General features: G+C 61.0%; 16 protein-coding genes and 1 tRNA gene. 9 read left to right on the top strand and 8 right to left on the bottom strand.

Translation table 11 applies throughout. The features are described 5' to 3' along the window. Positions 1-76 precede the first annotated feature (76 nt). Complete coding sequence (locus ACSQ26_RS10295; RefSeq protein ID WP_436008442.1) at positions 77-1,075, top strand: patatin-like phospholipase family protein; 999 nt, start codon at positions 77-79, stop codon at positions 1,073-1,075. Positions 1,076-1,088: 13 nt separating this feature from the next. On the opposite strand, the gene ACSQ26_RS10290 is transcribed toward ACSQ26_RS10295, so the two are convergent. Then, positions 1,089-1,517, bottom strand: a complete 429-nt coding sequence (locus tag ACSQ26_RS10290) for a CBS domain-containing protein (protein WP_436008441.1) — start codon at positions 1,515-1,517, stop codon at positions 1,089-1,091. Positions 1,518-1,645: 128 nt separating this feature from the next. After that, positions 1,646-2,368 (bottom strand): rhomboid family intramembrane serine protease, encoded by a 723-nt coding sequence (locus ACSQ26_RS10285; RefSeq protein WP_436008440.1) that lies wholly within the window; start codon positions 2,366-2,368, stop codon positions 1,646-1,648. A gap of 320 nt (positions 2,369-2,688) precedes the next feature. Here ACSQ26_RS10285 and ACSQ26_RS10280 point away from each other — a divergent pair, with 320 nt between their 5' ends. Both ACSQ26_RS10280 and ACSQ26_RS10275 read left to right on the top strand, forming a co-directional pair. Next, entirely contained in the window at positions 2,689-3,306 is a 618-nt protein-coding gene (locus tag ACSQ26_RS10280; protein ID WP_436008439.1) for a PAS domain-containing protein, read from the top strand. 112 nt (positions 3,307-3,418) lie between these two features. Next, positions 3,419-4,630 carry a UbiH/UbiF family hydroxylase gene (locus ACSQ26_RS10275; RefSeq protein WP_436008438.1) on the top strand — a complete coding sequence of 404 codons (1,212 nt, stop codon included), beginning with the start codon at positions 3,419-3,421 and terminating at the stop codon, positions 4,628-4,630. On the opposite strand, the gene ACSQ26_RS10270 is transcribed toward ACSQ26_RS10275, so the two are convergent. Beyond that, positions 4,598-5,560 (bottom strand): AEC family transporter, encoded by a 963-nt coding sequence (locus ACSQ26_RS10270; protein ID WP_436008437.1) that lies wholly within the window; start codon positions 5,558-5,560, stop codon positions 4,598-4,600. The two genes, ACSQ26_RS10275 and ACSQ26_RS10270, sit on opposite strands and share 33 nt — an antisense overlap. A gap of 116 nt (positions 5,561-5,676) precedes the next feature. Continuing rightward, positions 5,677-6,429 (bottom strand): cytochrome c biogenesis CcdA family protein, encoded by a 753-nt coding sequence (locus ACSQ26_RS10265; protein ID WP_258162091.1) that lies wholly within the window; start codon positions 6,427-6,429, stop codon positions 5,677-5,679. Between the two features lie 197 nt (positions 6,430-6,626). On the opposite strand from ACSQ26_RS10265, the gene ACSQ26_RS10260 reads away from it, so the two are divergent. The 3 genes from ACSQ26_RS10260 (at position 6,627) to ACSQ26_RS10250 (ending at position 7,271) form a co-directional block, all read left to right on the top strand. Then, positions 6,627-6,702 (top strand) — tRNA-Lys (locus tag ACSQ26_RS10260). A gap of 129 nt (positions 6,703-6,831) precedes the next feature. Further along, positions 6,832-7,041: a hypothetical protein gene (locus ACSQ26_RS10255; protein WP_436008436.1), complete on the top strand. Its 210-nt coding sequence runs from the start codon at positions 6,832-6,834 to the stop codon at positions 7,039-7,041. Further along, complete coding sequence (locus tag ACSQ26_RS10250) at positions 7,038-7,271, top strand: hypothetical protein (RefSeq protein ID WP_436008435.1); 234 nt, start codon at positions 7,038-7,040, stop codon at positions 7,269-7,271. The genes ACSQ26_RS10255 and ACSQ26_RS10250 overlap by 4 nt, the downstream gene beginning before the upstream one ends. Before the next feature lie 260 nt (positions 7,272-7,531). On the opposite strand, the gene ACSQ26_RS10245 is transcribed toward ACSQ26_RS10250, so the two are convergent. The 3 genes from ACSQ26_RS10245 to ACSQ26_RS10235 form a co-directional block, all read right to left on the bottom strand. Next, a complete protein-coding gene (locus ACSQ26_RS10245) occupies positions 7,532-8,044 on the bottom strand; it encodes a hypothetical protein (protein WP_436008434.1) in 513 nt (170 codons plus the stop codon). A 5-nt stretch (positions 8,045-8,049) separates the two neighbouring features. Next, entirely contained in the window at positions 8,050-8,247 is a 198-nt protein-coding gene (locus tag ACSQ26_RS10240) for a hypothetical protein (protein WP_436008433.1), read from the bottom strand. Positions 8,248-8,366: 119 nt separating this feature from the next. After that, the gene (locus tag ACSQ26_RS10235) at positions 8,367-9,503 is read right to left on the bottom strand and encodes a hypothetical protein (RefSeq protein ID WP_436008432.1); all 1,137 of its coding nucleotides are present in this window, start codon (positions 9,501-9,503) and stop codon (positions 8,367-8,369) included. Between the two features lie 154 nt (positions 9,504-9,657). On the opposite strand from ACSQ26_RS10235, the gene ACSQ26_RS10230 reads away from it, so the two are divergent. Then, positions 9,658-10,167: a P27 family phage terminase small subunit gene (locus ACSQ26_RS10230; RefSeq protein ID WP_436008431.1), complete on the top strand. Its 510-nt coding sequence runs from the start codon at positions 9,658-9,660 to the stop codon at positions 10,165-10,167. A gap of 223 nt (positions 10,168-10,390) precedes the next feature. Continuing rightward, a complete protein-coding gene (locus ACSQ26_RS10225) occupies positions 10,391-10,615 on the top strand; it encodes a hypothetical protein (protein WP_436008430.1) in 225 nt (74 codons plus the stop codon). Here the strand turns inward: ACSQ26_RS10225 and ACSQ26_RS10220 are convergent. Then, the gene (locus tag ACSQ26_RS10220; protein ID WP_436008429.1) at positions 10,605-11,324 is read right to left on the bottom strand and encodes a M10 family metallopeptidase C-terminal domain-containing protein; all 720 of its coding nucleotides are present in this window, start codon (positions 11,322-11,324) and stop codon (positions 10,605-10,607) included. The two genes, ACSQ26_RS10225 and ACSQ26_RS10220, sit on opposite strands and share 11 nt — an antisense overlap. Before the next feature lie 325 nt (positions 11,325-11,649). Between ACSQ26_RS10220 and ACSQ26_RS10215 the strand changes: the two genes are divergently transcribed. Continuing rightward, complete coding sequence (locus ACSQ26_RS10215; RefSeq protein WP_436008428.1) at positions 11,650-12,075, top strand: hypothetical protein; 426 nt, start codon at positions 11,650-11,652, stop codon at positions 12,073-12,075. The last annotated feature ends 277 nt before the right edge of the window (positions 12,076-12,352 follow it).

Genomic DNA, 12,352 nt, shown 5'->3' with positions numbered 1-12,352 from the left:
CTTTGACTTTTCTTAACCGCGCCGTGCATCAATAGGAAATCCAAGAACGTTATCCAACGTGTACAGGATGGGCGTGATGCTGAACTGGAATTTCTCTCGCAATAGCGAACCGGAAACCTCGCTTGAAAACGGGGTTTCGACCATAGCCGGAACACCCGGACAGCCAGCAGACGCAGCCATCACGACACAGCCCAAGCCTCCCAAGCCAAAGATCGCGCTCGCCCTGGGCGGCGGTGCTGCGCGCGGCTGGGCGCATATCGGCGTGCTCAAGGCGCTCGATGAGGCGGGCATCAAGATCGGCATGATCGCGGGCACCTCGATCGGCGCACTGGTCGGCGGATGCTATATCGCCGGCAAGCTGGACGAACTCGAGAGCTTTGCCCGTTCGCTTTCCATGCGCCGCATCGCGGCCCTTCTCGATCTCACGATCGGCGGCGGCGGGCTGTTTGCCGGCATGCGGCTGACCAAGCGTATGCAGGAACATCTCCAGGGCCTCAATATCGAGGACCTCGACCGACGTTTCGTGGCGGTGGCAACGGAAATCCGTACTGGCCATGAAGTGTGGATCGATTCCGGCTCGCTCATCACGGCGCTGCGTGCATCCTACGCGCTCCCCGGCATTTTCGAACCCGTCCAGTGCGGCAATCGCCTGCTGGTCGATGGTGCGCTGGTCAATCCCGTCCCGGTGTCGGTGTGCCGCGCCTATGAGCAGCCGCTCGTGGTCGCGGTGAATTTGCATTACGATCTTTACGGCCGCTCGGCGGTGGTCAAGCATGTGGCCAGCCCGCCCTCGCCGATCGAGAAACAGTTGCAGAACCAGAACGAGAATATGAAGCCCGGCAATATCGGGCTGACCGGCGTGATGGTCGAGGCCTTCAACATCATCCAGGACAGGATTTCGCGGGCACGGCTCGCGGGCGATCCGCCGGATCTGGCGCTACAGCCGCGGCTCGCCGATATCGGGCTCTCGGAATTCCACCGCGCCGCCGAGGCGATTGACCGTGGTTATATGGAAACGACGGCCAAGATCGACGAAATCAAGCGCATGCAGGATGCCGTCAGGGCCGGCTGGTAGCCACGCCGACTCGTCAGCCTGCGATATAAGCCTTGATTTCCTCGGCCTCGAATTCGATCTCGCGGATGCGGGACTTGACGACGTCGCCGATCGAAATCATGCCGCAGAGCCTGCCATTCGCTTCCACGGGAATATGGCGACAGCGTTTCTCGGTCATCAGCGTCATCAGGCTATCGAGCGTCGTATCCTCGGCGCAGCGGAACACATTGGATGTCATCGCAGTCGAAACGGTCTTTTGAAGCGCCTCCGAGCCGTGGCGGGCGACGGCGTTCACGATATCGCGTTCGGATAAAATACCCTTGATCTGCTCATTCACGCCGACAACAACGAGAGCACCGATCTTGTTTTCGTGAAGCATCTTTGCGGCATCTTGCAGCGAAGCATCCGGCCGGATCGTGAGGACTTTGCGGCCCTTCTCATCGAGTATGGCTCTTACATGCATGCACGTCTCCTCCGTTGTGAGATGTCAAAGCCCGCCTCCGCCAGCCTCCGCTGACGACACGAGCATGGTGCCCTTGAAAACCGGCAAATGCAAGGAAAAGCGATGTCTTATATTAACGCTGCAGCGGATCAACGCCTAAGCGGCGGGTCGAACAGGCCGAAGGCAAAATAGCCGAACAGGAAGCCGCCGAGATGGGCCTGCCAGGCGATATTGCTGGCGCCGCTGAGAACACCGACCAACAGGATGTTGGAGAGCGCCCAGACCACGATGAATGATATCACCGAGCGGTGGGTCAATGCCTCCAGCGGCCCAAGCCGCGGTGCATAAGCCGCCGAGCGCATTTGGCGCGTTCCGGATAGCGGCAAGGCAAAGCGGCATACAGCACCGACTGTCGCCGAGACGACACCCGAAGCGCCGATCAGGATCGACATTTCGAAGCCCGTCAGCACGCCCTGGAAGAAGGCACTCACCACGGCGGAGACGATCCACAACACGACGAAACGAAAAGCGCCGATGCGCACGGCGAGAGGCGTCGCGAAGGCCACCAGCCATATGCAATTGAAGATCAAGTGCAACCAGCCGCCGTGAAGGAGCGAATAGGTCACCGGGCCGCCGAAATAGCCGAGATAATCCTGTTCGCTCAGCGGAATGAGATAGCGGGCCGAGATGAAGGCGGTGCGGTAGATTGCGGTCTTATCCTGCTCGACATCAAGGATATAGGTGCGGATCAGGTGCACCGCCACGATCAGCGCCACAAAGAAGAGCAATACGGCCGGAATGTTGAAGATGGGCTCGCGCGGCGGCGTCCAATCGTTCGCCGGCTCAGGACTTCTGTTTTCTTCAAGCGTCAATCGCACGGCCTCTTAATCTGACCGTGCCGTCATAGCAGCAAAAAAAATGCCGTCCAGCAAATGATTTGCGGGACGGCACGATCGACGAAATGGAGGTCTGACCGGTTTTAATTGGTGCTGAAGGGACGACCCTTCCTATGGATTGTTTTTGCCATTTTCCCGGCCGATTCTCAATCGAAACCAAAAATTAACCTTAACGGCCGCTTCCCGTGGGGAACCCTATCCTCTTGGCACGGATTTCGCTCATTGAGTGGGAAGCTCGTCGGAAATTGCCACAATCGGCGAGAGAATGCCGGCCCAAGAAGAATAGGAAAAAGCCAATGCGCCATAGAACGACTGAAGCGGTCTTCGACTATTTCAATCACTTACGGGCCGGCAGAGCCGCTCCCATGCGCACCGAGATCGATCCGGCCGCCCTCAAGACGGTGCTGCCGGATCTTTTCATCCTCGAACGCGGCCGCGACGGGATCGTTCGATTCCGGCTTGCCGGGACGCGGGTGTGTTTCATTCTGGGGCAGGAAGTTCGCAATCGGGAATTCGCCGAGGCGTGGGAGCCGAGCGCGCGCCACAAGATCAAGCTCGCTGCCGACACGGTGCTCGCCAACCAGAATGCGCTGGAAATCGCCGTCGAGACCACGGCCGACGACGAGGAGAGTTTCGCGCTCGAAATGCTGCTGCTGCCGCTCTATTCGCAGAAAGACAAGTGCGACCGGATTTTCGGTTCGCTGGTCGCGATCGAGCCGGGCCTGACCATCGAGCCCTACCCTCGCCTGCTGTTGCCCTCCGACCTCGCCTTCGTGCCGGTCGATGCGGGCGTGAGCGGCAAACGTCCATATCTCGTCGATCGCGAACCGCAGACCGTGGTCGCTTCCGGCTTCGGCGGCCTCGTCAACCGGATTACCCATCTCAGGGTCTTTGAAGGCGGCAAGCGGAACTGACGGAAAATCGCCTGACAGATCGTCGCGGCAGCCGTCCAACCATTTGAAACCGCCATGGAAACACCCTATTGTCGGGCAAGGATCATATCCGGTCCCGGCAAGGAGTGCGGTCATGGCGGTTTTCGATGTGGCGGTTGCGGGTGGCGGGCTTGCGGGGCAGATCGGGGCGCTCGCCTTTGCCAAGAACGGTTTTTCGACCGTGCTGATCGCACCGGATGACGGCCGGACCGACCAGCGCACCACGGCGCTGATGGACCATTCGCTCGGTTTCCTCACCTCGCTCGGCATATGGGACAGGGTAAGGCCTGAGGCCGCGGCGCTTTCCACCATGCAGATCATCGATGCCACCGAACGATTGCTGCATGCGCCGCCGGTGACCTTCAGGGCGTCCGAGATCGGGCTCGAGGCTTTCGGCTACAACATTCCCAATGCGCCGTTCCTCGCGATCCTGAGCGCGGCACTCGGCGAACTGCCGAATGTCACGATGCTCACGACAAGCGTTGAGCGCGTCGATCTCTCCGGCGAACTCGCGATGCTGCATCTGGCCGACGGTGCCGACGTCACGGCCGGACTGGTGATCGCCGCCGATGGGCGCAAGTCGCTGATCCGCGATGCGGCAGGCATAGACGCCAGGAGTCACGCCTATCCGCAGACGGCGGTGGTGCTGAATTTCGCCCATGACCGGCCGCATCACAATGTCTCAACCGAATTCCATACGAGGACCGGCCCCTTCACCCAGGTGCCGCTGCCGGGTCAGCGCTCCAGCCTGGTCTGGGTGGTGAAGCCGGAAGAGGCGGTCGAAATCCTGCAACTGCCGGCCGACGTGCTCAACCGCCGTGTCGAGGACCGGATGCAATCGATTCTCGGCAGGGTGACGGTGGAAGGCAAGCCGCAGGCATGGCCGCTGTCGGCCGCCACCGCCACGCGCTTCGGCAAAGGCCAGGTGGCGCTGATCGGCGAAGCGGCGCACGTGTTCCCGCCCATCGGCGCGCAAGGGCTGAATCTCAGCCTGCGCGATATCGAAAGCGCGCTGGAGCTTGCGCTCGTTGCGCAGAAGACCGGCGCCAGGCTCGCCATCGGCGATGCCTATGATCGCAAGCGCCGGGCCGATATCTGGAGCCGTACGGCAGCCATCGACCTGCTCAACCGTTCGCTGCTATCAGGCCTCCTGCCGGTGCAGATGCTGCGGGCCGTCGGCATGCACATGCTGTCGGCCATTCCGCCGCTCAGATATCTCGCCATGCACGAGGGTGTGGCACCGGGGCGCGGCTTCAGTTCATTTCCCGATTTCCTACGGAAAGAGATCCGCCGGAAGCATGCCTGACTTGATCAGGTAGAGCAGGCCGGACACGGTGACGACCGAGAGCACTGTGGTGATCAGCACCGTGGCGGACGCCCTCTCCTGCCAGACGCCATATTGCTGGGCGATGACGAAAACATTGGTGGCAGTCGGCAGCGCCGAGAGCAGCAGCGCGGTGGCGACCCAGATGGGCGGGTAATTTCCCGTGAGGCTGAGATAGACATACATCAGCGCCGGCAGCACGATCAGCTTGGCCGGCACGATATACGGGATTTCCGCCGGCACGCGCTTGAGGGGCCGGAGCGCGAGCGTCACGCCCATGGCGAACAGCGCGCAGGGCGCGGCGGCCTGGGCGAGGTTATCGATCATCGTCTGGGCGAAGACGGGCGGTGTGAAGCCGGTCGCGGCGGCGAGGAAGCCGACGAAGGTGGCGATGATGAAAGGGTGCGTAGTGATCTTGACCACAACATCGCGCGCCAGCACCAGCGGTGTGCGCTTGTCCTTGCCATCGAAGGCCATGAAGGCGGGCGCCACCGAGAAATGCACGATGTTCTCGAAGGCGAAGATCAGCGCCAGCGGCAGGGCCGCCGCCTCGCCGAAGGCGGCGAGCGCGATGCCGGGGCCGAGATAGCCGATATTGCCATAGGCGCCGGCCAGCCCCTGCACGGTCGCGTCGCCCGTCGTGCTTCTTGTGCCGAGTTTTCCAAGCAGGAAGACGAGCGCGAAGATGGTGTATGTCGCGGCCAGGCTGGTCGCGATGAAATCGAAGCGTGCCAGCTCCTCGAGCGGGGTCTTGCCGATGATCTTGAAGAACAGAGCCGGCAAGGCGATGTAGATGATGAAGATGTTGAGCCAACCGAGTGCGGCTTCATCGAGCTTGCGCCATTTGGCGGCGAGATAGCCGAGCAGGATGAGGCCAAAGAAGGGCAGAACGAGTTGCGAAATTTCGGCCATGCGCTGGGGCTGTTCCGTGAGTCGATCGATTTTGTCGATCTAGACGGACGGGCAACGCCCGACAAGCGCGCAAGGTCCCGAATGCGTTCGCATGAGGCTAAATATTGAACGCTTGATCAACCGATCTTCATGAGCACCGGGAAGGTCTGCTGGAACCAGGCCGAGATGTCGCCGACATAGCCGAAGATGAAGGCGAGCCCCGTGAGGATGAGCAGCACGCCGATGATCTTCTCCATCAGCCCGAGATGGCGGCGAAAGCGGACGAGGAATGCCATGAACAGGCCGGAGAAGGCCGCGGCCAGCCAGAAGGGCACGGCAAGGCCGAGCGAATAGACGCCGAGCAGGGAAGCACCCTGCCCCACGGTCTGCTGCGACGCCGCGACCGCCAGGATCGCGCCGAGGATCGGGCCGATGCAGGGTGTCCAGCCGAAAGCGAAGGCGAGGCCCATGACATAGGCACCGGTCAGCGTCGCAGGCTCGCCGCCCGTCTGGAAACGCGCCTCGCGCGACAGGAACGGGATCTTGAGCAGGCCGAGAAAGTTCAGGCCCATCAGGATGATGATCACGCCGCCGACCTGGGCGAGGATATCGAGATGGGTGCGCAGCATCATGCCGATCGAGGTCGCGGACGCGCCCAGCGCGACGAAGACGGTGGCAAAGCCGAGCGTGAAGAACAGGGATGCGAAAAGCACCGCCTTGCGCGAGGCCGCACCCGGCCCGCCCGCCAGATGCGGATGGCGGAACTCCTCGACCGAAACACCCGCCATGTAGCAGAGATAGGGCGGCACCAGGGGAAGGACGCAAGGGGACAAGAACGACAGCGCGCCGGCGCCGAGCGCACTCAGATATGACACTTCGGCTACGGCCAACCCATTCTCCATTCGCCCTGAATTTCGCCGCTTTGTTTAATCAAGGCCGGGTGGCCGCGCCAGTCACCTTTTGTTGAGCGGCGGTTTTGCCGCATTTTCCCGGTTCGCCACGCGTTTTCAGGGTTGACCGGCAAAAGCCCGATACACTATGTATCGCGACACTTCCGGGGGCCGCGCCGCGCGTTCGCCCCGCTTGGGAGAGCGTAGCTCAGCCGGTAGAGCAACTGACTTTTAATCAGTAGGTCATGGGTTCGAATCCCATCGCTCTCACCAAAAACACCAAGAAAATCAATTGCTTGCGGATTTAGTCGAGAAGCCATTCTGGCGCGCGAATCAAATTACCGCGCGTTTTACCGCGCAGCCCGATTTGCGCGCGGTAATGCTCGGGTCTATCATCCCGCCATGCGCGAACCATCTGCCGAGCAACGCCTGACATCGATGGTCATCGGACTCCGTGCCGGTGGCCTCGGTATCAGCGAGATGGCGCGGCTGACCCATGTGTCCCGGCAAACGCTCTGGCGCGCCGAGAATGGCGAAATGAGCAAGCCCTCGGCCGAGACATACCTTGCGGTGGAAAAGCTCTATCGGTCGCGTGACATGGTGGCGAAATGAGATCGGTGTTCGTCTCGATCCGCATCTTGCGTGCCAATTACATGCCGTTCGAAAAGATCGCCGAGGCGGTCGGCATCACCCGTGACCAGCTCAATCATTATCGACGTGACGGCGTGATCTGCCCACCGGAGATCAGGGCGAAGCTCGATGCGCTGGCGACCGAGACGATCGGCAAGCCGGAGCTGCCGAGGCGGCATGCGTGGACCGCGCGGCCGAGTGCGGCAAGGTGACATTCCGCCGAATCGGCGGGAAGTTGTTCTATGAAATTTCGCGCTGGAAGATAGCGAAGGGTGGAAACTTTCCACCCTTGACTATTTGCGGTAGCGAGATGTGGGCAATGCCCACCCTTCGCTACTTCCGATAGTGGCGATCGTATTTCACCATTTACTCATAGAGCCTCCCAGACGCGTATGAGGCCCGAGACGGTTCAAGCATCCGCCCCGAGCCTCGGTCGCGCCCTGCGCCTGTCTGGCGAAGCGTGGCGGCGATCTCATTGCATGTGTGCGTCGGGTGACCAGCCGTTGAGATCGATCTTGCCCGTACCTTGTGCCAAGTTGGCACTAGGTTCCGGCTTGGCCTGCTTGGCGGCACGCTCGGCAACCCTGACCCGCACTGCTTCGTCCTCGGCGGCTTCCTTGGCGCGCTCGGCGATCTCACGATCGTAGCGCTCAAGACCAATGGCCCACGCCCACCGGAAGCTCGCCTTGCCAAGCCGCTTGAGGAATCTGGCGATCAGTTCCTCGACCAGACTTTCGGCGGCGATCATCGCCAGTTCCTTGTCGCGCGGCAGGGCAAGAAACCCGTCATGGACCGCATCGGCCATCTCCAGCCTGATCTCCGGCCGTTCAAGGATGCGGCGATGCTCTGCCTCGGCCTTGGCCTTCGCCTTGGCCCGGTCATCGACGACGGGCGGCATCGGGCCGAGCTGCCGCATGATCTCGCGCTCGGTCAGCGGGCGCTCGACGGGCGGGGTCTTGGCGAACCATGGTGCTTTCTTGCTCATGGCCGTTACTTCGTCGCGCGGAATTGCAGGGATGCACGATCGCCATGGACATCCAGATCGCAACTCAAGTCGCGGACGGTCGTCATCTGACTGGCGAGGTCAGTCAGCCTGTCGGCGAGCGCGGTCAACGCGTCTCCGATCGACACATTGGCGAGGACCAGTTCCCTCGGCAGGGGGGAAGGCTTGGTTTCGGAAGTCGGCATTTTGATCTCCATTCCGACAAGAGGATAATATTCCGCCTGCCCGGTCGGCGGCGGAATTCGAGGCATATCGACCACCGGCCGGTCTGCCATTTCGAGGGCGCGAACGGATACAGCATGGCTCACCACGCCACGGAGTCGATGAACTGCACCCTGCCCGGCCGTCTCATGGCGAACGACAAGGTTTCGAGCAGCCGGATGGCGCGCATGTCCTGTTCCCACAAGCTGGTCACTGGCGTGCCGGTCATGATGTTGCTCGATGTCGGGTCGTCGCGCAGCTCGATCGTCGCCGATTGGCTGACATCGATCGATCCATCGGACGCGGTGAAGCTGGCAAAATCGGCCGCGTCCACCATCACGACCCGGCCGGTCGGCAAGACCGGCGTGGTCAGCACCGGCAAGCTGGCTTGCGGATAGAGCAGGTCGAAATTGGTCGCCTGCGCCGTGCCCATGATCGCCACCGGCAAGGTCGCCTCGGGATCGAAGGCGGCGAGCAGCTTGACGATATCCTCACGCGCCGCGTCGGCTGCCGTGGTCGCGGCCGAGGCAGCGGTCGCGGTGACGCCATAGAGCAGGCCCGGAGGACGGACGGTGGCGGTCATAGGCTGGTCGTCAAGCAGTGTCTGGTCGAGCGCGATTGATGTCTGTTGGTCGAGCAGTTGCTTGAGCACGGCCTCGAAATTGCTGACCGAGCGGGTCGCCAACTCGGACGTGTATGTGGCCATCACGGCAGTCTTATACGGGATGATCATGCCGCCCGTGATGTTGAAGCCAACCACCGGAACCGGCTGACCCTCGCCGATCCACGGCGACGGCACCGTGCCGGGTTGGACCGGATAAGGCAGCCTGATGCCAGCCGCCGCACCACGGGTCAGGCTGAGACCGAGCGCCGCCAATCTGGTGTAGACCGAGGACGCGGCCAAGCTCGGCATCATGCCGGTATAGACATCGACGTTGGCCAATTCGGATGCCCATCCCGGCACGCTGGTCGCAGCCGGAGAGGTCGTCGCCTTCGCATGCCATTGACCGATGTCGGCGACGGCAAGGCGCAGGGTGGCGTCGTCGCGGAAGGAGCGTTTGACAACCTCGTCGATGGAAATCTTGTGGACCTCGGCCAAGGCCTTGGCGGCAATAGCCCGGATCAAGGTCGTGCGAACAGGCGGCTTGTGGCCATCGCGCTTGCGGGCGAGACCGATCAACATGCCACGGACATCATCGAGGCTGCGTTCGATCTGATCGAGACGGAAATCGGACTGCATGGCGAGCCTCCAAGGGCCTGCCGGGGTCCAGAAAATCAAAGCGCGGTCACGAAGCGCGGGCAGGTCGAGTGACGGGCTCAAGATAGCAGATGTCACCGGGCGGTGACACAAGTTTTCATGCGGCGTATCCTATGGCAGCAAAGAGGAGATCATCATGGGCGGACGTGGATCAGGCGGACACAATCTAAGGCCCGCGAAGGACAAGAAGCTTGAAGGACGGCGTGACGTGAAGCCGGACCCGGTGGTCGAACTCGACGACGAAACCGAATATCTCAATCTCACTCCGCCAGACCATTTCGGCGATGAGGAACAGCGGTTGTGGAGCAAGCTTTACATTGCCATTCCGCGCCGCTTCTGGGGCGTCGCCAGTCACGAGCACTTGCTCGAAATGGCCGTCGATGCGTGGTTCAGCTATAGGACATCGCGCGCCGCCCTGCTTGACGAAGGCATGGTGATCACCGACGAAAAGGGTGTCAGGCGGCGCAATCCCTTCACGTTCGTCGCGAAATCGGCCCTCGGCGACTTCACCAAGCTCTGCGTGATGCTCGGCATCGGCAATGCCGAGAGGACAAGTCTGGTCGTCCATGGGTCGGAAGAGATCGACTGGCTTGAGGAACTGGAGCGGGCCGAACGGCTGACATCGGCACCGGGTCGGAGACACTGAAATCCGGCACTTTCCAATCAGTTTTGCACAACAATATTGTACAACTGACCAGCGACGGTCCCCACGCCAGACCCTTCCTGCTTGCGACCCTCCCCCGTCACCCATCCCCACCTTCAATTCAGGAAGGCCGCGCCAGTCTGCGAAGCCGTCGCGCTTGCTAAACGAGAGGTTGCGGTGTTTGTTTGCGACAGGCTATAGGATAACGATTCGGCAGGGGACGGCGATGACCGAGGCGACGAGCGTAGAGGCAAAATTGAGCCGCTATGAGCGCTATGTGGAAGAAATTTCGGAAGACATCACAAACACGGTCGATGAGTTTGGTTGGCCCATCAGGCCGCTAATCTTGCGACAGGCTTCCTCTTCGCTGGAACACCGGCGTGGGCGTGCGGACCCACGCGATATCGCTCATCATCGCGTGCAGGCTTGCGTGTATTCGACTAAAGGTTGAAATCGCTCTTTGCGAAGGCGAACAGGTCGTCAACGTGGATCGCCATATCCGCCTTACCGTTGCCGTCCACATCGGCATACAAGTGGGTGTCGCCGCGCTTGTGATCGACCCGAAGCTCGCCCGCATGGCCAGTGAAGTCGTGGTCGCCGATGAACTTGAAAGCCTGATTACCGTCCCTGTGGGTGTTGGCGTCGATGGACGAGAGATCAATGTGATCGCCGGACTTGCTGGTGCTGTCCTTCACTGATCCGAAGACGAAGGTATCGTTACCCGACCCGCCGTCGAGCCAGTCTGCGCCGCCACCGCCGTAGAGCCTGTCGCGGCCGCCGTAGGTGTTGAACCTGTCGGAGCCCTTGCCGCCGGAAAAGGTATCCGCGCCGTCCAAGACGCTGGCCATGAGGGCGAAGTCGTCGGCGGTCGAGTAGGTGCTTGCCGCTTGGTATAACGCGGTCACCGGGATAGCTACGCCCGTCATGATGACCGCCCTCGTCCCGCTTATATACGCCGAATAGCTCGTGACGGTGCCGCCATCAGGCGTGCCATATTGGTCGTAGTGAAAGCCGCTGCCGACGAAATACTCATATTTGTTGTCGTAGTGCGTCCGGAAGCTGGACGATCCCCGACTGTCGCTGTCGGCGTAAAGCAAATACGAAAAATCAAGTTTGTCGTGGTTGATCCAAAAGTTTGGATCGAGCGTGATATTTGCCATTCGGATGCTTCTCCTGATCGCTCCGGTTTTTTAATTCGTCAGCCTGCGCTTTGCGAGCTGGCCATAGAGCGTCTTCGGAAGCGATACACAATCGCGACGACGCCCAAGCTTCAGGACCCTGCTGTTGGCGGTGACGGCCCTACTTGCACGGCGGCATTGGCGCCGCTTCATCAGATATAGCAGGCGCGTTGAGCTGCTGATTGCTCGCCTCTGCCAATTGTTTGTGCCGTGCTGCCAAATGAGGCGTCTTCGAGCCTGACGCGGGGCCATTTTGGGGCGACTTCGGTGCCGACGGCTTTTTGGCCCTAGTTCGATGGCGACTTCGATGCCCAAGTCGGCTCGTTTTCATACAGACGACGATGCCAACGGCGACGGCCATCCTTCGGGTTTCCAGATAGGCGGCCTCGACGGTTTGGGGCAGTATAAAGCCTCAAGCGCGAGCTGGAGGGCATGGCGCGAAAGCGGTAAAATCGCTGAAATGCCCTGTTTTGCAAACGCCCAAAAATCATCCGCTGCAAGCCGCCACGGTTACGTCATGCGCGACGGCGCATGGGTCGCCGCCGCCTATCCGAAGACGATTGACCAGATTGCCGGAGCTAGGGCGCAAGCTTACGGCAACGCCTGTTGCGGCGATCAGCGAGGCGTGAAGATGAAAGGACATTGGATGGGTATGCTTCCACCGTATTTCGTGCTGCCCGTCACCACTTGCACGCTTCGACCTGTGAAATATTTGCAGTGCAGTTGTTCGTAGGGCGACCCGACTGGAACCCATGTTTTCAGAACGACGTTACCGTCTTGGCCGCTCGTTCTCCACTCCGAGATAAGCACCCATCGGTTCCCGACCAGAATGATCGCCTCTAGAACAATGAGGACTATTGCTGCCCACTTGGCAATACGAATGGTTGCTGGCCGTTTCGCGAAGTTCGTCAGCAGTTGAACGGCCGTCTCCATCCCTACCCCCGTTGTGTCGTCGCTCGTCAACCACCGGGTTCCGATCATTCAGCGTCACTCAGTTGATGTCAAATCGA

The sequence above is a fragment of the Rhizobium sp. LjRoot254 genome (assembly GCF_964254105.1).
In the GTDB taxonomy this organism is placed as follows: domain Bacteria; phylum Pseudomonadota; class Alphaproteobacteria; order Rhizobiales; family Rhizobiaceae; genus Rhizobium_E.
Note: the sequence above shows the minus strand (reverse complement) of the source record. Positions and strands in the feature narration are given on the sequence as shown.